Annotated in this window: 18 protein-coding genes; 11 read left to right on the forward strand and 7 right to left on the reverse strand. The window is 62.2% G+C overall.

Annotated features, from left to right (window positions below):
• Window positions 1-19: 19 nt before the first annotated feature.
• Genes xerD through queG form a run of 3 tightly spaced genes read right to left on the reverse strand, consistent with a single transcriptional unit; the run spans window position 20 to window position 2,726 of the window.
• Entirely contained in the window at window positions 20-955 is a 936-nt protein-coding gene (gene xerD, locus HWY05_RS14255) for a site-specific tyrosine recombinase XerD (RefSeq protein WP_176058745.1), read from the reverse strand.
• Window positions 952-1,422 (reverse strand): methylated-DNA--[protein]-cysteine S-methyltransferase, encoded by a 471-nt coding sequence (locus HWY05_RS14260; RefSeq protein ID WP_035548223.1) that lies wholly within the window; start codon window positions 1,420-1,422, stop codon window positions 952-954. The genes xerD and HWY05_RS14260 overlap by 4 nt, the downstream gene beginning before the upstream one ends.
• 38 nt (window positions 1,423-1,460) lie before the next feature.
• Complete coding sequence (gene queG, locus HWY05_RS14265) at window positions 1,461-2,726, reverse strand: tRNA epoxyqueuosine(34) reductase QueG (protein WP_176058746.1); 1,266 nt, start codon at window positions 2,724-2,726, stop codon at window positions 1,461-1,463.
• 17 nt (window positions 2,727-2,743) lie between these two features.
• Between queG and tsaE the strand changes: the two genes are divergently transcribed.
• The 4 genes from tsaE to trxA all read left to right on the forward strand — a co-directional run bounded on the left by tsaE (window position 2,744) and on the right by trxA (window position 7,029).
• A complete protein-coding gene (gene tsaE / locus HWY05_RS14270; RefSeq protein WP_176058747.1) occupies window positions 2,744-3,328 on the forward strand; it encodes a tRNA (adenosine(37)-N6)-threonylcarbamoyltransferase complex ATPase subunit type 1 TsaE in 585 nt (194 codons plus the stop codon).
• Window positions 3,310-4,887 (forward strand): N-acetylmuramoyl-L-alanine amidase, encoded by a 1,578-nt coding sequence (locus HWY05_RS14275; protein ID WP_176058748.1) that lies wholly within the window; start codon window positions 3,310-3,312, stop codon window positions 4,885-4,887. The genes tsaE and HWY05_RS14275 overlap by 19 nt, the downstream gene beginning before the upstream one ends.
• A gap of 321 nt (window positions 4,888-5,208) precedes the next feature.
• Window positions 5,209-6,090: a pirin family protein gene (locus tag HWY05_RS14280; RefSeq protein WP_176058749.1), complete on the forward strand. Its 882-nt coding sequence runs from the start codon at window positions 5,209-5,211 to the stop codon at window positions 6,088-6,090.
• Between the two features lie 90 nt (window positions 6,091-6,180).
• Complete coding sequence (gene trxA, locus HWY05_RS14285; protein WP_035549467.1) at window positions 6,181-7,029, forward strand: thioredoxin; 849 nt, start codon at window positions 6,181-6,183, stop codon at window positions 7,027-7,029.
• A 56-nt stretch (window positions 7,030-7,085) separates the two neighbouring features.
• Here trxA and tcdA read toward each other — a convergent pair whose 3' ends face one another.
• Entirely contained in the window at window positions 7,086-7,937 is an 852-nt protein-coding gene (tcdA, locus tag HWY05_RS14290) for a tRNA cyclic N6-threonylcarbamoyladenosine(37) synthase TcdA (protein ID WP_176058750.1), read from the reverse strand.
• Window positions 7,938-8,178: 241 nt separating this feature from the next.
• On the opposite strand from tcdA, the gene pdxH reads away from it, so the two are divergent.
• The 3 genes from pdxH (at window position 8,179) to HWY05_RS14305 (ending at window position 11,500) form a co-directional block, all read left to right on the forward strand.
• Window positions 8,179-8,820: a pyridoxamine 5'-phosphate oxidase gene (gene pdxH, locus HWY05_RS14295; protein ID WP_035548241.1), complete on the forward strand. Its 642-nt coding sequence runs from the start codon at window positions 8,179-8,181 to the stop codon at window positions 8,818-8,820.
• Between the two features lie 142 nt (window positions 8,821-8,962).
• On the forward strand, window positions 8,963-10,177 hold the full coding sequence (locus HWY05_RS14300) for a cyclopropane-fatty-acyl-phospholipid synthase family protein (protein ID WP_035548244.1): 1,215 nt from the start codon (window positions 8,963-8,965) through the stop codon (window positions 10,175-10,177).
• A 72-nt stretch (window positions 10,178-10,249) separates the two neighbouring features.
• Complete coding sequence (locus HWY05_RS14305) at window positions 10,250-11,500, forward strand: DUF72 domain-containing protein (RefSeq protein ID WP_176058751.1); 1,251 nt, start codon at window positions 10,250-10,252, stop codon at window positions 11,498-11,500.
• Window positions 11,501-11,560: 60 nt separating this feature from the next.
• On the opposite strand, the gene msrA is transcribed toward HWY05_RS14305, so the two are convergent.
• Window positions 11,561-12,109, reverse strand: coding sequence for a peptide-methionine (S)-S-oxide reductase MsrA (msrA, locus tag HWY05_RS14310; protein WP_176058752.1), 549 nt, complete (start codon window positions 12,107-12,109; stop codon window positions 11,561-11,563).
• 257 nt (window positions 12,110-12,366) lie between these two features.
• Between msrA and HWY05_RS14315 the strand changes: the two genes are divergently transcribed.
• Entirely contained in the window at window positions 12,367-12,876 is a 510-nt protein-coding gene (locus tag HWY05_RS14315) for a flavin reductase family protein (protein ID WP_035548252.1), read from the forward strand.
• Window positions 12,877-12,919: 43 nt separating this feature from the next.
• Here HWY05_RS14315 and HWY05_RS14320 read toward each other — a convergent pair whose 3' ends face one another.
• Complete coding sequence (locus HWY05_RS14320) at window positions 12,920-13,435, reverse strand: Lrp/AsnC family transcriptional regulator (RefSeq protein ID WP_035548253.1); 516 nt, start codon at window positions 13,433-13,435, stop codon at window positions 12,920-12,922.
• 130 nt (window positions 13,436-13,565) lie between these two features.
• Between HWY05_RS14320 and kynB the strand changes: the two genes are divergently transcribed.
• The 3 genes from kynB (at window position 13,566) to kynA (ending at window position 16,502) form a co-directional block, all read left to right on the forward strand.
• Window positions 13,566-14,219 carry an arylformamidase gene (gene kynB / locus HWY05_RS14325; RefSeq protein ID WP_176058753.1) on the forward strand — a complete coding sequence of 218 codons (654 nt, stop codon included), beginning with the start codon at window positions 13,566-13,568 and terminating at the stop codon, window positions 14,217-14,219.
• An 83-nt stretch (window positions 14,220-14,302) separates the two neighbouring features.
• On the forward strand, window positions 14,303-15,553 hold the full coding sequence (gene kynU, locus HWY05_RS14330) for a kynureninase (RefSeq protein WP_035548258.1): 1,251 nt from the start codon (window positions 14,303-14,305) through the stop codon (window positions 15,551-15,553).
• Window positions 15,554-15,563: 10 nt separating this feature from the next.
• Window positions 15,564-16,502, forward strand: coding sequence for a tryptophan 2,3-dioxygenase (kynA, locus tag HWY05_RS14335; RefSeq protein ID WP_176058754.1), 939 nt, complete (start codon window positions 15,564-15,566; stop codon window positions 16,500-16,502).
• A 360-nt stretch (window positions 16,503-16,862) separates the two neighbouring features.
• Here the strand turns inward: kynA and HWY05_RS14340 are convergent, their stop codons facing one another.
• Window positions 16,863-17,567: a lytic polysaccharide monooxygenase gene (locus tag HWY05_RS14340; RefSeq protein ID WP_244146608.1), complete on the reverse strand. Its 705-nt coding sequence runs from the start codon at window positions 17,565-17,567 to the stop codon at window positions 16,863-16,865.
• Between the last annotated feature and the right edge of the window lie 621 nt (window positions 17,568-18,188).

The raw sequence follows: 18,188 nt of genomic DNA on the forward strand, positions 1-18,188 counted from the left end.
CTGCGGGCGCCACACCACCTCACCCACGCGGATGATGCTCCGCGTGCAGCGACTTCAACCGCTCGCGCGCCACGTGCGTGTAAATCTGCGTGGTCGAGATGTCGGTATGTCCGAGCAGCAATTGCACGACGCGCAGATCGGCGCCATGGTTGAGCAGGTGCGTCGCGAACGCATGCCGCAACGTGTGCGGCGACAACGGCGCATGCACATTCGCCGCCACCGCATGCCGCTTGATGATGTTCCAGAACTGCTGACGCGTCATGCCCTCCGCGCGGCTCGTCACGAACAGCGCGTCCGTGGCGCGCGCGCCGAGCAGCGCCGGCCGCGCCTCGCGCAGATAACGTTCGATCCAGCCATGCGCCTCTTCGCCGAACGGAATCAGACGCTCCTTCGAGCCCTTGCCCATCACGCGCACCACGCCTTCGTTCAGGCCCACTTCCACGGTCTTCAGCGTGACGAGTTCCGTGACACGCAGACCGCTCGCGTACATCAGTTCCAGCATCGTGCGGTCGCGCAAACCTAAGGGCGTGGCGACATCGGGCGCGCCGAGCAGCGCTTCGACTTGCGCCTCGCTCAGCGTCGACGGAAAACGCGGCGGCTGTTTTGCGGAGCGGATGCGCAGCGTCGGATCGACCTTCGCGCGATGTTCGCGCACCGCCCACGCGTAATACCGCCGAAACACCGAAAGCCGGCGGTTCGCCGACGTCGATTTGTCCTTCTGACGCGCGGCGCTATATGCGTTGAGATCGGCTTCGCCGGCAATATCGAGCGACGTGTTGCGGGTCTGCGCCAGCCATTCGCAGAACAGACGCAGATCGCGGCGATACGCGTCGAGCGTGTTGCGCGACAGGCCGTGTTCGAGCCACAGCGCGTCGCAGAATGCGTCGATCGAGGCGGAACTCGCCGCGAACAGAGGCGACGCGAGGCTCGCGCCGTCAGCCAGGGTATCGCTCATGCGTAGGGAATGCCTTCATGCTTGAGAAGCCAGCGTTTGACGTTGCGAAAGAAACCGTCGCCGGCATGATGCGCGAAACCGCCGATGTCGCCCGAGCCGACCACCCGATGACACGGAATCACGATCGGGAAATAGTTCGAACCGCATGCTTGCCCGACCGCGCGCGGCACGCTGCCCACCTGCTTCGCCAGTTGCCCGTAAGTCAGCACGACGCCCGGAGGAATTGCGCTGATCGCCTGCCAGACGCGCTGCTGGAACGCAGTGCCGACCGGCGCGAGCGGCAATTCGAAGGTGGCGGACGCCTGCTCGAAATACCGTTCGATCTGCTCGACCGCTTGCCGGGCCAACGGCGTGTCCGGCGCGACGTTCTCGATCGACTCCGGCAGATAGACGATCTCGCGCACGGCGTCGCCTTCGAGGCGAATGCCGACTTTGCCGAACGGCGCATCGATCACTGCGTTGAACATGGTTACCTGCTCCCTGACTGGCGCGGAATGCCGCTACTTTACGCCGCTTCCAAAGCCCATTCCACATGCTCGCGCACCACCGCGGACGGGTCGTCGGCACGCAGCCTTAGCGAATCAACAATGCGCTCGCGCGCCTCCTCGCTCAAGCTTTCCGGCGACGCCGCGCGCAACGCATTGCCCATTCCCACCGCGAGATTGCGCAGCCAGCTTTCGTAACCGATGCGGCGAATCGCGCTGCCCTGCATGCGCGTGTCGAAGTCTTCCGCGCTCCATGCAAACAGCTCGACGAGCGGCGCACGATCCAGCCCATGCCGCACGTCGAAATCGGCGACCGGCGCCGCCTGCGCGAACTTGTTCCACGGACACACGAGCTGGCAATCGTCGCAGCCATACACGCGATTGCCGATCAGCGGCCGCATCTCCACGGGAATACTGCCTTTCAATTCGATCGTGAGATAGGAGATGCACAGCCGCGCGTCGACCTTATACGGCGCGACGATCGCACCGGTCGGACAGGCGTCGATGCAGCGTGTGCAACTGCCGCAATGCGCGCCGGGCGTTTCCGGCGCAACGTCGGGCGCGATCTCGGCGTCGGTCGGCAACGGCAAGTCGACATAAATTTCGCCGAGGAAAAACAGCGAGCCCGCATCGCGTTGCAGCAGCAGCGTGTGCTTGCCGCGCCAGCCGATGCCGGCCTTCTGCGCAAGTTCTACCTCGAGCACGGGCGCCGAATCGGTAAATACGCGGTAACCGAACGCGCCGATCTCGGCCTCGATTTTCTCGGCAAGTTGTTGCAAACGGTTACGCATGACCTTGTGATAATCGCGGCCGCGCGCATAGATCGACACCACCGCCGCCGACGGATCCGCAAGCCGCGCCGTTTCGGCCGCACGCCAGTCCTGCACGAGCGGCACAACGAGCGGCACAGCGAGCGGCGCGTCCTGCAAAGCGCTTTCGTGCGCCTTTCCGCTCAATGTCTGCGCGGGTAAATAGGCGATGCGCGCGGTAATCACACGTCGCGTACCGGCCACAAGCTCGGCCGGGCGCGCGCGTTTCAACCCGTGTTTCGCCATATAATCCATCTCGCCGTGACAACCCGCTTCCAGCCAGGCTGCAAGCGGCGCTTCGGCAGTGGAGAGGTCGGTGTCGCTAATGCCGATCGCCCCGAAACCCAGTTCACGGCCCCAACTTTTGATGTCGAGCGCGAGCGCATTCAGCGCCGCTTCATCGAATGGACGCTCGGCACCCGCGTCGTGGTTAGACGCTGGCGTGCTGGAAACAGGGGACTCCGGACTTCGGTTCATCACGCCATTTTACGAGAATGCCTGTCAATCCCGATCAAGCGATCCAACCGCCCACTGCAGTCCTGCTCGAGCGCACCTTCGCGCTCGCGGACGAAGCCGCCACGCTCGCCTTCGGCGCGCGCTTCGCGCAAGCGATCGAAAGCCTGCGCGGCACGCCGGGCGAAACGCGGCAAGCGGCGCCAGGCGCTGACGGCGACACGGCATTTCACGGGCTGCAAGTGCAGTTGGTCGGCGATCTCGGCGCCGGCAAAACCACCCTCGTCCGCTCGACCTTGCGCGGTCTCGGTCACACCGGCCGCGTGCGCAGTCCCACCTACACCCTCGTCGAACCCTACGAGCTCGAACGGCCCGCTGGGGAACTCACGCTCTATCACTTCGATCTGTATAGATTCACCGATCCGGCCGAATGGGCCGATGCGGGCTTTCGGGAGTACGTCGACAGCGGCGCGGTCTGCCTCGTCGAATGGCCGCAACGCGCGGGGCGTCTCCTGGGCGTGCCGGATCTCGTCTTCACGCTCGATCTGGATCACACGGGCGAAGGCCGCGTACTCGTCGCACGCGCATATAGCGAATCAGGAAAGGCATGTCTCGAAAGATGTTGATCAAACCGTTCCGCTCGATCGAATCGGCGGCTACCGCCTCGCATAACTGGCGGCGTCGGCAGATTCTGTGCGCGGGCGCGTCCACGCTGATGCTCGGCCTCGTCACGCCGCGGCTCGCATGGGCCAGCTCGGTGCTCGGCGTGCGGGTCTGGCCGGCGCGCGACTACACCCGCGTGACGATCGAATCCGATCAGCCGTTGCAGAACGCCCAGCAACTGCTGCAGGGACCGGACCGGCTGGTGGTCGATCTGAGCGGCCTCGACCTCGATCAGGCGCTGAAGGATCTGGTGTCGAAGATCACGCCGAACGACCCACAAATCTCGTCGGTGCGGGTCGGGCAATATCAGCCGCACGTGGTGCGCATGGTGTTCGACCTGAAGGGTTCGGTGAAGCCGCAGGTGTTCACGCTGCCGCCGGTCGGCGCGTACAAGTACCGGCTGGTGTTCGACCTGTATCCGGCGGTCGCGCCCGATCCGTTGATGGATCTGCTCGCGCAGACCGAACACAAGCAGCAGACGCTGAACGAAAACAGCGCGCCGCCCGCTACGCTGAGCGGCCCCGGCACCACGCCGCCTACCGCCGACAACAGCGAGGCGTTCTTCGACCGCTATGCGCAGAACGGCGGCGCTGGCGCCGGTTCGTCGAACGACGTGCCGCGTCCGCCGGTACATGGTGCGCCTACGCCCATGCCACCGATCATCGCCAGGCCCACCGCGCCGGTCGCGCCGCCTACCGCGATTGCTCGCAATAAAGGCGGCAACAGCGCAAACAACCTGGGCGGTGACGACGACAACGGCGGCGACGACAACTACGCTTTCACCGCGCCGAAATCCGGCAAGAGCAACACGGTGCGTCTGCTGACAGTCGCGATCGACCCGGGTCACGGCGGCGAAGACCCGGGCGCGATCGGCAGTTCCGGCACGTACGAGAAACACGTCGCGCTCGACATCGCGAAGAAGCTGCGCGCGAAGATCGACGCGCAGCCCAACATGCGCTCCATGATGACGCGCGACGCCGACTTCTTCGTGCCGCTGAACGTGCGCGTGCAGAAGGCGCGGCGCGTCGGCGCGGACCTGTTCGTGTCGATTCACGCGGACGCGTTCACCACGCCCGAGGCGAAGGGCTCGTCGGTGTTCGCGCTATCCGACCACGGCGCCTCGAGCGCCGCGGCGCGCTGGATGGCGAACAAGGAGAACTCGTCGGATCAGATCGGCGGGATCAACATCAAGAGCGCCGACGCCAGCGTCAATCGCGCGCTGTTCGATATGTCGACCACCGCGCAGATTCGCGACTCGATGCGCTACGGTAACTTCGTGCTGAAGGAAATCGGCGGCATCAACAAGCTGCACAAGGGCTCGGTGGAACAGGCCGGGTTCGCCGTGCTGAAGGCGCCGGACATTCCGTCGATCCTCGTGGAGACGGCCTTCATCAGCAACCCGGATGAAGAACGCCGCCTGAACGACGACGCGTATCGCGACAAGATGGCCGACGCGATCATGAACGGCATCAAGCGTTATTTCGCGGCGAATCCGCCGTTGGCGAAGAACCGTATGACGTGATGATGTGTTGGGGGTTAGGAGCGTCATACAGCGTGAGCGTGGCGTTCACAAGCTCACAAGATCACAAGTTCACACCCCGATCGTCTACCTGTCGAATCACACCGCGCGAAACGCGCAAGCAAACGCCCAAACAAACCGGCCGCTCTCCACAACGAAGCGGCCGTTTTCTTTTGCACGAGACAAACGCTCCTTGCTACGGATTCCCGGAGCGTCAACCTGCGACAGCCTGCGGCAAGGTGCGCCGAACCGTCGTCGTCACGCCCTCCGCAGTAGAATCATCCATTAAGCAAAATCCCCACACAATTCCAGCCGAGCCTGCCCATGTCTTCTTCGATCAAAGCAGTCCTGAAACCACATCTGCGCGACGTCGGCAGTCTGACCGTGCGGCGTGTGCTGCCCGCCATGGCCGCACGTCTGATCGGTCCGTTCATCTTCTTCGATCACATGGGTCCGGCCACGCTCGAACCCGGCGTCGGCCTCGACGTGCGTCCGCATCCGCATATTGGCCTCGCCACCGTGACGTATCTGTTCGAAGGCTCGGTCATGCATCGCGACAGCCTCGGCTCGGAGCAGAAGATCGTCCCCGGCGACGTCAACTGGATGACCGCGGGCCGCGGCATCGTCCATTCCGAACGCACGCCGGAAGAAGACCGCGCGACCGGCCTGACCATGCACGGCATTCAGACCTGGGTCGCGTTGCCGCTGGACGACGAAGACATCGAGCCGTCGTTCTCACATCATGCCGGCGACACGCTGCCGGTCGTCGAGCGTAACGGCGTCACGCTGCGGGTGATCGCGGGCACCGCTTTCGGCGAGACCTCGCCGGTCGTCACGTTCTCCGGCACGCTGTATGTGGCCGGTGAGTTCGCGCCGGGCGGCGCCTTCGCGCTGGAACCGGAACACGAGGAACGCGGCGTCTATCTGGTGGACGGCGATCTGGAGATCGACGGCACGCCGCTCGAAGTCGGTCAGATGGCCGTGCTCGCGCTCGACGAAACCGTCACACTCGCCAGCACGCACGGCGCGCGCGTGATGCTGCTCGGCGGCGAGAAGCTGGAAGGCGAGCGCTTTATCGAGTGGAATTTCGTCGCCAGTTCGCGCGAGAAGATCGAAGCCGCGAAGCTGGCCTGGACGAATCAGGAGATGGGCAAGGTGCCGGGCGAGACTGAATGGATTCCGCTGCCGGAACGCAAAGGCGCTTGATCGGCGAAGGAGACGCGTCGGCACACGCCGTATTGAATCCACGCCGACCGGCCCCATTTAATGACAAACCGTTTTATCGACGAGGACGCAATGGACACCACTCTGGCCACTTTCGAACAGGACGTCATCACGGCGTCGACGCTGGCCCCCGTGCTGGTCGATTTCTGGGCGCCCTGGTGCGGCCCGTGCAAGACGCTCGGCCCGATGCTCGAAAAGCTAGAAGCCGAAGCCGCCGGCAAATGGAAGCTGGTGAAGGTGAACGTGGACGAAAACCAGGAGCTGGCCGCGCACTTCCAGGTGCGCAGCATTCCGCACGTCATGGCGTTTGCCGACGGCCGGCCGGTCGATCAGTTCGTCGGCGTGCTGCCTGAAGGTCAGTTGCGCGAGTTTATCGAGCGGCTGGTACCGCAAGGCGCGGACGCGGCGCGTCTCGAAGCGCAAACCGCGCTGGCCGAAGGCCGCCGCGACGACGCGTACGACGCGCTGCAAGCCGCCCTCGCCTACGACCCGGGTTTCGACGAAGCGCGCATGGACCGCATCGAGATGCTGCTCGAAGACAACCTGATCGACGAAGCCCGCAACGAAGTCGATCTGCTGTCGCCGAAAACCACGCAGGGCATCGACGCGCGTTTCAACGCGATCAAGACACGGCTCGACGCCGTGGATGCCGCCGCGGACCTGCCGCCCACGGACGCACTCGAAGCCAAAGTCGCCGCCGATCCGGCGGATCTCGAAGCGCGCTTCGATCTGGCCAGCGCGCTGATTGCGCATCGTAAGTACGAAGGGGCGCTGGAACATCTGCTGGCGATCGTGCAACGCGACCGCACATTCCGTGACGATATCGGCCGCAAGACGATGCTGTCGGTGTTCGATCTGGCCGCGCATCAGCCGGAGCTGGTGTCGCAATGGCGGCGTAAGTTGAGCGCGGCGTTGTTTTAAACAAACCGCGCAATGCCCGAATGCGGTGGCAGCCTATGCGGCCACCGCATGTTTCTTCAAGCCGCGGCCGGCTTCCCTAACGCCCGCAACACATGCGCGGCGGCGGCAAATCCAAAGCTCGCGGTCACACACACGCTCGAGCCAAACCCCGCGCAATTCAAACCGACCGGGCCTACAGGCGACGTGTTCACCTGCTCCGCGTCCTCGTCGATATCGACTGCGGCCACTTCCGGATAGATCAGCGGTTCGTCGGAATACACCGCTCTCACCTTGAACTTCGCTTTCGGCCCGCGCGGGAAATTGTGCTGTTTGCGCAATTGCGCGCGCACCTTCGACAGCAACGGGTCCTGGATCGTCAGCGCAAGATCGTCGATGCGAATGCGCGTCGGATCGAGTTGCCCACCCGCGCCGCCCACCGTGATCAACGGCTGATTCCGCTCGACGCACCACGCGATCAGCGCGGTCTTGGTGCGCACGCTGTCGATCGCATCGATCACGTAATCAAAGCCGCCGCCGAGCGTCGCGGCGAAATTATCCGGCTCGACGAAGTCTTCGATCAGCCGCACATCGCAATACGGATTGATCGCCGCGATGCGTTCGGCCATGGCTTCGACTTTCGGTTTCCCGTAGTTGCCGTCGAGCGCATGGATCTGCCGGTTAGTGTTGCTCTCGGCCACGTTGTCGAGATCGATCAGCGTCAGCGTGCCGACCGCGCTGCGCGCGAGCGCTTCGGCCACCCACGACCCCACGCCGCCAATACCGATCACCGCGACATGCGCCGCTTCGAATGCGGCCAGCGCCGGCGCCCCATACAGACGGGCGATACCGCCGAAGCGCCGCGCGCGGTCGGCGGTTTCACTCCCGTCGAGGCTGGTAGTAAGATCGGATTGCGCGGTGGGGCTGGACATGGTGGCGGGGCTCGTTGGAAATCAGGCGAAACAGGTAAAACGGAAATGTGCGGCGCTCACGCGTTCGCAGCCGGTATTTTGCCTGATCGCGTCAATCCCTATCGGCGCAAGGGTGACTCAGCGCAAGCGAGCGCGAATATGGCGCAATACACTGGTGTACGGCGCGAGGCCTTGACCTGGTCGCGCGCAAAGATTTCTCTCCTTAGCTATACTGGACTGACTGTAGCGTTCGCATAAGAACATGACCTCACTCGCCGATCTTCGAAACAACTATTCGCTCGGTTCTTTGGACGTTGCCGATGTCGACCGCAACCCGTTTCGTCAATTCGATACGTGGTTTGAACAGGCCGTCAACGCCCAACTCCCCGAGCCGAATACCATGACGCTCGCCACGGTCGACTCGCGCGGCCGGCCGTCAGCGCGCATTGTGCTGATCAAAGGCGTCGACGAACGCGGCTTCGTGTTCTTCACCAATTACGAAAGCCGCAAGGGCTGCGAACTGACCGCGAATCCGTACGCGAGCCTGCTGTTTTACTGGATCGAACTCGAACGCCAGGTGCGGATCGAGGGCAGCATTGTCAAAACCAGCGCGGAAGAAAGCGACAAGTACTTCGCCTCGCGTCCGCTCGGTTCACGCATCGGTGCATGGGCATCCAATCAGAGTCAGGTAATTGAAAGCCGCTCGCAACTCGAAACACGCGAACGCGAAATCAGCCTGCTCTACGGCGACCAGCCGCCGCGTCCGCCGCATTGGGGCGGCTATCGTTTGGTACCCGAAGCAATCGAATTCTGGCAGGGCCGGCCGTCGCGTCTTCACGACCGTCTGCTCTACACGCGTTCAAGCGAACACAGCGACTGGCAAATCTCCCGTCTGTCGCCCTGAATCGGAATTTAACGCCGTCGCGCGCGCTGCCAACGTAGCGGCGCACGCCGGCCGGATGGCATCTCGCGGCAAGGGAGTTGCGCCGCACTGGGCTGCGATCCACACAAGCTTTGCTTTAATTCAACGGACACGGAGAGATCACATGTTCTGGGAGAAGAAGCTGGCGCAGTGGGTGGAAGACGTAAAAACCAAAGCTAACCTGCCCGCACGCCTCGTGCTGTGGGACGGTCAGCAACATGACTTCGGGCAGTTCGCGGCGCCTCAGGTCACCCTTCATGTCAAAAGCGCCACGGCGCTGCCCTATCTGCTCGAACCGAGCCTCGACAATCTCGGCGAGGCGTACGTGAAAGGCAAGATCGACATCGAAGGCAAGCTGTCGGACATCATCAATATCAGCTATCAGTTGGCGCGCAATACCGTCAACAGCGCGAGCAAGCTGGCGCGCGTGCGGCGCTATTTCCATCACTCGAAAGCGTCGGACAAGAAGGCGATCCAGTATCACTACGACGTCTCGAACGAGTTCTACAAGCTGTGGCTCGACGAGAACATGGTGTACTCGTGTGCGTACTTCGAGAACGGCGACGAAGATCTCGCCACCGCGCAGATCAAGAAGATCGATCACATCCTCACCAAGATCCAGTTGCAGCCCGGGCAGCGTCTGCTCGATATCGGCTGCGGCTGGGGCGCGCTCGTGCTGCGCGCGGCGCAGAAGTTCGGCGCGAAGTGTGTGGGCGTGACGCTCTCGCAGAACCAGTTCGATCTCGCCACCGCTCGCGTGAAAGCCGCGGGTCTCGAAGACCAGATCGAAATTCGTCTGCAGGATTATCGCGACGTCGAAGGACAGTTCGACCGGATTACCAGCGTCGGCATGTTCGAGCACGTGGGCCGCAAGAATCTGCCGGGCTACTTCGAGAAGATTCACGATCTGCTGGTCGATGACGGCGTGGCGATGAACCACGGTATTACGTCGAGCGATTCCGACAGCGGCGAGACTGCGCTGGGCGGCGGCGAGTTTATCGATCGTTATGTGTTCCCGGACGGCGAACTGCCGCACATCGGCCTCGCGCTCGAAGCGATGCAGCGCGGCGGGCTCGAAGCGGTTGACGTCGAAAGCCTGCGCCGTCACTATGCGCACACGCTGGATCTGTGGGCGGACAATTTCGAAGCGCATGCGGACGAAGCCCGCACGCTGGTCGACGACGAAAAATTCCGCATCTGGCGCGTGTACCTCGCCGGTTGCGCGTATGCGTTCGAAGCCGACGACGTCTCGATCTACCAGGTGGTGTGCCGCAAAGCCGGCCGTAGCGCGAAAACCTTGCCGTGGTCGCGCCGTTATATGTACGACAAAGCGCTGTGATGCGGTTGCGCCGCGGCGGCGTGCAATAGCGGCCCGGCGCGGCGCAACCTTTGAACAGCAGGTCGACGATCGATGGGCCGGAGCGGGACAAGTGAAGTTGAGCAGACAGTGGCGGGCGCGGTGGACGCCGACGGCGACGCTGTGCAGTTCGATCTGTTCGGGATGCCGGTGGCGCGTGTGGCGGTGGCTGCTGCGCCAAGTGAGGCGGCTGGAAAAGCGTTACGCGAGCAAGCAGAAGCGGAGCCGAAGAAAAAACGCCGCGCCCGCGACGTCATCGCCGCCCCGCCCTCGCCCGAACTCGTCGCGCTCGCCGCGAGTCTTCCGCCGCAGATCCACCTCGGCACCTCCACCTGGTCGTTCCCGGGCTGGAACGGCATCGTCTATGGCGACGAATACAGCAACAGCAAACTCTCGCGCGAAGGTCTCACGGCCTATGGCGCGCATCCGCTGCTGAAGACGGTCAGCATCGACCGTTCGTTCTATCAGGCGCTCACGGTCACCGAGTACTTGCGCTACGCGCAGCAGGTACCCGAGCACTTCCGCTTCATCGTCAAAGCGCCGATGACGATCACCGACGCCACCGTGCGCGCCGAACGCGGCGAGCCGGTCTCGCTGAACCCGTGTTTTCTGAACGCGCAAATGGCGATCGACGACTTCGTCACGCCATGCGTCGAAGGACTCGGCGCGAAGGCCGGCGCGCTGGTGTTCCAGCTTTCGCCGTTGCCGGATCAGATGCTTGCGCAGCCGGCGGTGTTCATCGAACGTCTGGCCGAGTTTTTGATAGCCTTGCCCACGCTGCCCGAGGGCACCTGCTACGCGATCGAAATCCGCGACGCGAGTCTGCTGACGCCGCGCTTCATCCGTACGCTGAAGACCGCGGGCGTGCGCTATTGCGTGGGGATTCACGCGCGCATGCCGGATCCGTTGCGGCAGGCGGCGGCGCTCGCGCTACTGGACGGCGAGCCGGCTGGGCCGCTGATCGTGCGCTGGAGTCTGCACGGCGGCTTCAAATACGAACAGGCGAAAGCCAAGTACGAACCGTTCAACCAGTTGGTCGATCACGACCCGGCGACTCGCGCGTCGCTCGCCGAACTCGCCGCGCGTTACGCGCTGGCCGGCCAGCCGGTGGTGATCGCGATCAACAATAAGGCGGAGGGGTCGGCGCCGCTGAGTTGCGTGGAGTTGGCGCGAGAGATTATCGAAGCGTACGCGCGGCAAGCTCATGAACATGAGAATGAGCACGACGCTGGGCGCGAGGAACACGAAGCCGGCCGCGAGGACCAGGCGCCGCCGCATGAAGAACCGCAACGCGATAGTCCATAAGCGGTAATGCAATAAACCCCGGCAGATAAGAAAAAAGCGGCCATCGCTGGCCGCTCTCTTTCAACCCGCCTTGATCCGATGCGCGAACTTCTGCCGAAACTTCGCGACCTTCGGCGCCACCACGAACGAGCAGTAGCCCTGATTCGGATGCTGCGCGAAATAGTTCTGATGATAGGCCTCGGCCGGCCAGTAATTGCCGTCCAGCGGCAGCACCTGGGTGACGATCTGATCGTCGTAAATCTGCTGCTCGCCGATCTCGCGAATCGCCTGCAACGCCGTCTCACGCTGCGCTTCCGAGTGCGTGAAAATCACCGACCGGTATTGCGTGCCAACGTCGTTACCTTGCCGGTTCAACTGCGTCGGATCGTGGATCGCGAAGAAAATATCCAGAATCTCGCGATAGTCGATCTTCGCCGGATCGAAGTCGACGTTCACGACTTCAGCGTGACCGGTCACGCCGTCGCACACCTGTTCATAGGTCGGATGCTGGGTCTGGCCGCCCGCATAGCCCGACTCCACCGAGTTCACACCGTCGACGCCCAGATACACCGCTTCGAGGCACCAGAAACACCCGCCACCGAGAGTGGCGACTTCGCCTGTCTGACTCATGCTGCACGCTCCTAGATACGCATAAACGGCCGATGCCGGTTCCGCTTTACCGCAACGCTCATGCCACCACCGGGACCTTCCAGCTTAGTGCGCTTACCCACATGTCGGCTGGGGTCGCGGCCAATTCGCCGCGATTGCAGTTAAAATTGGGATAAATCGACGATTTTCACTATGACTTTCGAATCATTTGTTTTCGGCCACGCGTGCGACGGGTTCATTCCGGAGTGGGTCCCGTCTGCACGAGGGGCATCCTGCCGATGAAGCACGCCAGTCCGCCCAACTTCGACCAGAACGCCTTCAAACAGGCGCTCGGCCAATTCGCCACCGGCGTCACCGTTATTACAACGCGTGCGGCGTCCGGCCAATTGATCGGCATCACGGCCAGTTCGTTTAATTCGGTTTCGCTCGACCCGCCGCTGGTGCTGTGGAGTCTCGCCACGCGCTCGGCCTCGATGCCGGTGTTCCGGTCCAATAGCCATTACGTGGTGAATGTGCTGGCCGCGTCGCAGCTCGATCTGTGCAAACGCTTCGCCACCGTCAAGGGTGACCGCTTCGAAGGCGTGTCGCATGCGGCGGGCGACTCCGGCATGCCGGTGCTCGACGGTGCGCTAGCGTGGTTCGAATGCCATAACCGTAGCCGCTACGAGGAAGGCGATCACGTGATTTTCGTCGGCGAAGTGGAGCGCTGCGGCATCCACGAGAATGCCGCCGAGATCTCGCCGCTGGTGTTCCAGAGCGGCCAGTTCCACGGGCTTAAATCGATCTGAACCGCGCCGCCGCGGCTCATTGGCCGGCGGCGCGTTCGCTCGATCAGCGGTCGTTATGCGCGGTGCCGTGGCCGCTGGTTTTGGTCACCAGCGCCACCGGCACGCCGGAATCTTCCTTCAACGTCTGCAGCACGATATTCGAACGAATATCCATCACGCCGGGCGCCTTGTAGAGGCGCTGCAGCACGAAATCCGAATAGTGTTTGAGGTTATGCGCGAGAACCCGCAGCAGGTAATGGGTCTCGCCGGTCACGACGAACGCGCCGACCACTTCCGGCCAGTCCCGCACCGCTTCGGCAAAGCGCTCGTGCCAGTTCTCCTGGTCGTTGCGCATGGACACCTGCACGAACGCTTCCAGTTCGAAACCCAGTACTTCGCGGTTCAGACACGCACGGTAATGTTCGATGACGCCCTGCTCCTCCAGGAGGCGCAGACGTCGTAGACAGGCCGATGGCGAGAGCGAGATGCGCTCCGCCAGGTCGAGATTGCTGATCCGTCCTTCTTGCTGAAGCACCGTCAAGATACGGCAATCGGTGGCGTCGAGCGAGATCGCGTTCATATTCGGTCTCCCTTTCCCATTTATGCCAAATTATGTTCCAAGACACGACGCAGAAGGAGATTTTTTCGCAATCACATTTCGCGGCAGGCCACCTATCATTTCGAGATAGACACAATCCGCCGTTGGAGACATGCAAACAATCTGGGACATCACCCCCGCCGTCGATACCGCAACGCCCGTCTGGCCGGGCGATACGCCGGTCGGCATAGAACGCGTGTGGCGCATGGAGGCGGGCTCGCCCGTCAACGTCGCGCGCCTGACGCTGTCGCCGCACACCGGCGCGCACACCGACGCGCCGCTGCACTATGACGCGCAAGGCGCCGCAATCGGCGAAGTGGCGCTCGATGCCTACCTCGGCCGATGCCGCGTGATTCATTGCATCGGCGCCGCGCCTGTTGTGACGCCACAACACCTGACCGGTTCCCTTGACGACCTGCCGCCGCGAGTCTTACTACGCACTTACAAAACCGCGCCAACCGCCGCGTGGGACAGTGCGTTTTGCGCGGTCGCGCCAGAGACGATCGATCTGCTCGCCGCACGCGGCGTGCAACTTATCGGTATCGATACGCCGTCGCTCGATCCGCAAGAGTCGAAGACGATGGATGCGCACCACCGAATCCGCGCGCACCGCATGGCGATTCTCGAAGGCATCGTGCTGGATGCCGTCGCGCCCGGCGACTATGAGCTGATCGCGCTGCCGCTCAAGCTGACCACGCTCGACGCGAGCCCGGTGCGCGCGATCCTGCGTGCGTTGCCGGCGGCGAACGCCGCTGCCGACTTCTGACGCCGACGCCTGCTGAACGCTAAACGGCCAACCGCCGCCGAATCCCCCACCATCCCGCTCCCGATCCGACTGACGGAACCATCATGAACCACCGTGAAGAAGCCCTGGCGCTCGACAGCGCCGACCCGCTCGCCTTACTGCGCGACCAGTTCGCGCTGTCGCCGACCACCATCTATCTCGACGGCAATTCGCTCGGCGTGCCGCCGGCCGCCGCCGCGCAGCGCGCGCAAACCGTGATCGCCGCCGAATGGGGCGAAGGCCTGATCCGCAGCTGGAACAGCGCCGGCTGGTTCGCGCTGCCGCGCCGCCTCGGCAACAAGCTCGCGCCGCTGATCGGCGCGGCGGACAACGAAGTGGTCGTCACCGATACGATTTCGATCAACCTGTTCAAGCTGCTGTCCGCGGCGGTGCGCGTGGCCAATGCACGCGACCCGAAGCGTCGTGTGATCGTGTCCGAGCGCTCGAATTTCCCGACCGATCTATACATCGCGCAAGGTTTGATCGAACAGCTCGATCGCGGCTATGAACTGCGTCTCGTCGACGATCCGTCCGAATTGCCTGCCGCGATCGGCGACGACACCGCTATTGCGATGATCACGCATGTGAACTACCGCACCGGCTACATGCACGACATGGCCGCGCTGACGAAGCTGATTCACGACAAAGGCGCGCTTGCGCTGTGGGACCTCGCGCATTCGGCCGGCGCCGTGCCGGTCGATCTGAATGGCGTGGGCGCCGATTATGCGGTGGGTTGCACGTACAAGTATCTGAATGGCGGACCGGGCTCGCCCGCATTCGCGTGGGTGGCCCAGCGTCATCAAAACGATTTCACCCAGCCGCTGTCCGGCTGGTGGGGACATCGCGCGCCGTTCGAGATGGACCCGGCGTATCGACCGGATGACGGCATCGGCCGCTTTTTGTGCGGCACGCAGCCGATGGTCTCGATGTCGCTGGTCGAGTGCGGTCTTGATGTGTTTTTGCAAACCGATATGCAGGCGATTCGTCGCAAGTCGCTGGCGTTGACCGATCTGTTCATCGAACTGGTTGAAGCGCGCTGCGGCGAGTTTCCGTTGACGCTCGTCACGCCGCGCGAGCATGCGCAGCGGGGTTCGCATGCGAGCTTCGAGCATCCGCATGGCTATGAGGTGATGCAGGCGTTGATCGCGCGTGGCGTGATCGGCGATTATCGCGAGCCGCGTGTGTTGCGGTTTGGTTTTACGCCTTTGTATACGCGCTTTGTGGATGTGTGGGACGCCGTGGAGACCCTGCGCGACGTGCTCGTGCATGAGACCTGGCGGGCGCCTGAATTTGCCGCTCGCGGCGTGGTGACCTGAGGAGCGGGCGATGAACGATCATATGCAAACGCCGGGGTTGCCGGAAGAGAAGCCTGCGCAAGGGTGCCCGTTTGGGCACGGGAGTTTGGAGGGTGGGGCTTCTGCATCTTCTCCTGCGGATTCTTCAGGCGATGGCTGGCATGACGCGCAGCTCGATTTCTCCGAATCGATGAGTTACGGCGACTATCTGTCGCTCGGGTCCGTGCTCGATGCGCAGCATCCGATGTCGCCGGATCACAATGAGATGCTGTTCATCATTCAGCATCAGACGAGTGAGCTGTGGATGAAGCTCGCGTTGTATGAGCTGCGCGCGGCGCTGCAGGCCGTGCATCGCGATGAATTGCCGCCGGCGTTCAAGATGCTCGCCCGTGTTTCGCGGATCATGGAGCAGCTCGTCCAGGCGTGGAGTGTTCTTGCCACGATGACGCCGTCTGAATACACCGCTATGCGGCCGTTTCTTGGGAGTTCTTCCGGGTTTCAGTCTTATCAGTATCGGCAGATTGAGTTTTTGCTCGGCAATAAGAATGAGCAGATGCTGAAGCCGCATGCGCATCGGGCTGAGGTTTTTTCTGAGGTTAAGGCTTCGCTTGAGGCGCCTTCTTTTTATGATGAGGTTGTGCGGTTGCTGGCGCGGCGGGGGTTTCCTATTTCAGCCTCGCGGTTGGAGCGGGACTGGACTCAGCCTACCTTGCATGATGCTTCGGTTGAAGCTGCGTGGCTTGAGGTTTATCGGAATCCTTCCCAGTATTGGGAACTGTATGAGATGGCCGAGGAACTTGTCGATCTTGAAGATGCGTTTCGGCAGTGGCGGTTTCGACATGTCACTACCGTTGAACGGATTATTGGGTTCAAGCAAGGGACTGGTGGGACTAGTGGGGCTACCTATCTGCGGAAGATGCTTGATGTGGTTTTGTTTCCTGAGCTTTGGCATGTTCGGACTATGCTTTAGGTAGGGTTTTGGGCCTGCTCGGCGGGGTGGGGTTTTGGTTGTGGTGTTGGCCTTTACTTGCTGTGTTAGTGGTCTATTAGCGTTGCCCCTGTGCGGGGCCTACTTCTCTTTGCCGCGGCAAAGAGAAGTAGGCAAGAGAAAGCCGCTCACACCGCTAGTTCTTAAGTGGATTCCCCGCACAGTTGCGGTAGTGGTGCATCTGGAATCCGAGCTCTCGCGCATTTGGCGTTCGTGACAAGGCAGTCATTCTTCCGGCAGCGCTGCGCGCGCCGCGCGGTTGTTCTCGCGGCGCTGCTCTGGTTGGTCGCGTTGCTGCACCTTCGTCGTGGATCTGGCATGCCGCGCTCTCGTACTCGATTCCTAGAACGGGCTCATTACGGGGCTGCCCTTTGTATCCGTAAAGTGGGTATCGACGACCTGGTAAAAACCCATCTGCGTATCGGCAACTTCCCAGACCGCGAGAATGACCTGGTAGCCAGTGCGATCGGGTAATTGGCATTGATGTATCGTCGGTTGAGCAGGCTTCAGATCAAACTTCCAATAAGGTTGGCCGTCGTTCTGGATCGTGCAGAACGGCTTCTCGTCGAACTGCGCTCGCGTCAGCGGTTTCGCAGGATCCCAACCGGAACGCGTGATGAAGTAGTTCCAGCGCCGCGTCGCGTGTACCGCCGAATATTCCCACTTGAAAATTTGAATCGAATTGGCCCGCACCGGAATCTTCGTCCATCGGTCCGCGGATTGTTCATTCAATACCGCAATGCGCCCGTTCACACTCGATCCGGCAATCTCACCATCCTTCGGCGGCTGGGCGTTACGCACATCTTGCGGCGCAAAAACATCCACCAGGCCCGCCTGCGTGGCGGGGAAAAATTTGCCATTCTCCATCGCGTTGGCCTGCCATGCGTCGACGTTGCAATTGACGTTCTTTCGCTCCACACACAACACAATACGAGAAGCCGGTTGAGTCAATCGCCCGTGAGCATGAACAAGCGTGACGCCGAATAACGCAGTCAACGCAATGGCCCAATGACGCCGCGTGAATGAGCGATACATATTCTCGTACATGGTCTCTTCTCCATAACACTTCCCCCTATCGCGCCATGGCATCTTCGAAGTGCGATAGAGAGAACGGTTGACTATCGAACGGCATCGACAGAGGAGCGCGAGCGCGTGATCTCTATGACGATCCGACGGTGATGCAAGGTGTGCCTTGTGCGTACCAACGGAGAAGGACAACGTGCCTGCCCTCGCACTGACCTCAAAGTAGACGCAAAGTACTAGCCAATGTGCGAGTCCGATGCACGTCAAAATTTCTGACGATGCGCCGGGGACACGCCAACTCACTCGCACAGGTCATCAACATACACGCGAAATTTGCGACAAGAGCCTCCCGCGCTGCTATGCCGCGGACGTGTCGATCGAGAATCAACGACGACGATAAACGCGGGTCACGCCATGAGCGCGAAGAGGACGAGGAAGAACATCAGCGTCACGAGCGACATGAAATTCGTCGCACGGTCACACGCGAGAAGATCGAATGCTCGTGATGCGCGAGGAAGAAAAACCCAAGAATATGGAACGCCAAAGCTGGCGGCCCACCAAAGAGAAATGCCGCGACTGCGCGAGAAACCCGCTTAGCAAGGGCCTTGCGTGAACAACCGCCACGGCGCGCGAAGCGCCGCCGGA

The sequence above is a fragment of the Paraburkholderia sp. BCC1876 genome, from assembly GCF_902833695.1.
Classification (GTDB): domain Bacteria; phylum Pseudomonadota; class Gammaproteobacteria; order Burkholderiales; family Burkholderiaceae; genus Paraburkholderia.

Coding starts and splice junctions, on each gene's coding strand:
- tsaE (WP_176058747.1), top strand. CDS start 2,744: ATGCCTGTCAATCCCGATCAAGCGATCCAACCGCCCACTGCAGTCCTG.
- HWY05_RS14320 (WP_035548253.1), bottom strand. CDS start 13,435: ATGAACGCGATCTCGCTCGACGCCACCGATTGCCGTATCTTGACGGTG.
- HWY05_RS14280 (WP_176058749.1), top strand. CDS start 5,209: ATGTCTTCTTCGATCAAAGCAGTCCTGAAACCACATCTGCGCGACGTC.
- HWY05_RS14260 (WP_035548223.1), bottom strand. CDS start 1,422: ATGTTCAACGCAGTGATCGATGCGCCGTTCGGCAAAGTCGGCATTCGC.
- trxA (WP_035549467.1), top strand. CDS start 6,181: ATGGACACCACTCTGGCCACTTTCGAACAGGACGTCATCACGGCGTCG.
- kynU (WP_035548258.1), top strand. CDS start 14,303: ATGAACCACCGTGAAGAAGCCCTGGCGCTCGACAGCGCCGACCCGCTC.
- msrA (WP_176058752.1), bottom strand. CDS start 12,109: ATGAGTCAGACAGGCGAAGTCGCCACTCTCGGTGGCGGGTGTTTCTGG.
- HWY05_RS14340 (WP_244146608.1), bottom strand. CDS start 17,567: ATGTACGAGAATATGTATCGCTCATTCACGCGGCGTCATTGGGCCATT.
- HWY05_RS14305 (WP_176058751.1), top strand. CDS start 10,250: ATGGGCCGGAGCGGGACAAGTGAAGTTGAGCAGACAGTGGCGGGCGCG.
- tcdA (WP_176058750.1), bottom strand. CDS start 7,937: ATGTCCAGCCCCACCGCGCAATCCGATCTTACTACCAGCCTCGACGGG.
- kynB (WP_176058753.1), top strand. CDS start 13,566: ATGCAAACAATCTGGGACATCACCCCCGCCGTCGATACCGCAACGCCC.
- queG (WP_176058746.1), bottom strand. CDS start 2,726: ATGAACCGAAGTCCGGAGTCCCCTGTTTCCAGCACGCCAGCGTCTAAC.
- HWY05_RS14275 (WP_176058748.1), top strand. CDS start 3,310: ATGTCTCGAAAGATGTTGATCAAACCGTTCCGCTCGATCGAATCGGCG.
- HWY05_RS14315 (WP_035548252.1), top strand. CDS start 12,367: ATGAAGCACGCCAGTCCGCCCAACTTCGACCAGAACGCCTTCAAACAG.
- pdxH (WP_035548241.1), top strand. CDS start 8,179: ATGACCTCACTCGCCGATCTTCGAAACAACTATTCGCTCGGTTCTTTG.
- HWY05_RS14300 (WP_035548244.1), top strand. CDS start 8,963: ATGTTCTGGGAGAAGAAGCTGGCGCAGTGGGTGGAAGACGTAAAAACC.
- kynA (WP_176058754.1), top strand. CDS start 15,564: ATGAACGATCATATGCAAACGCCGGGGTTGCCGGAAGAGAAGCCTGCG.
- xerD (WP_176058745.1), bottom strand. CDS start 955: ATGAGCGATACCCTGGCTGACGGCGCGAGCCTCGCGTCGCCTCTGTTC.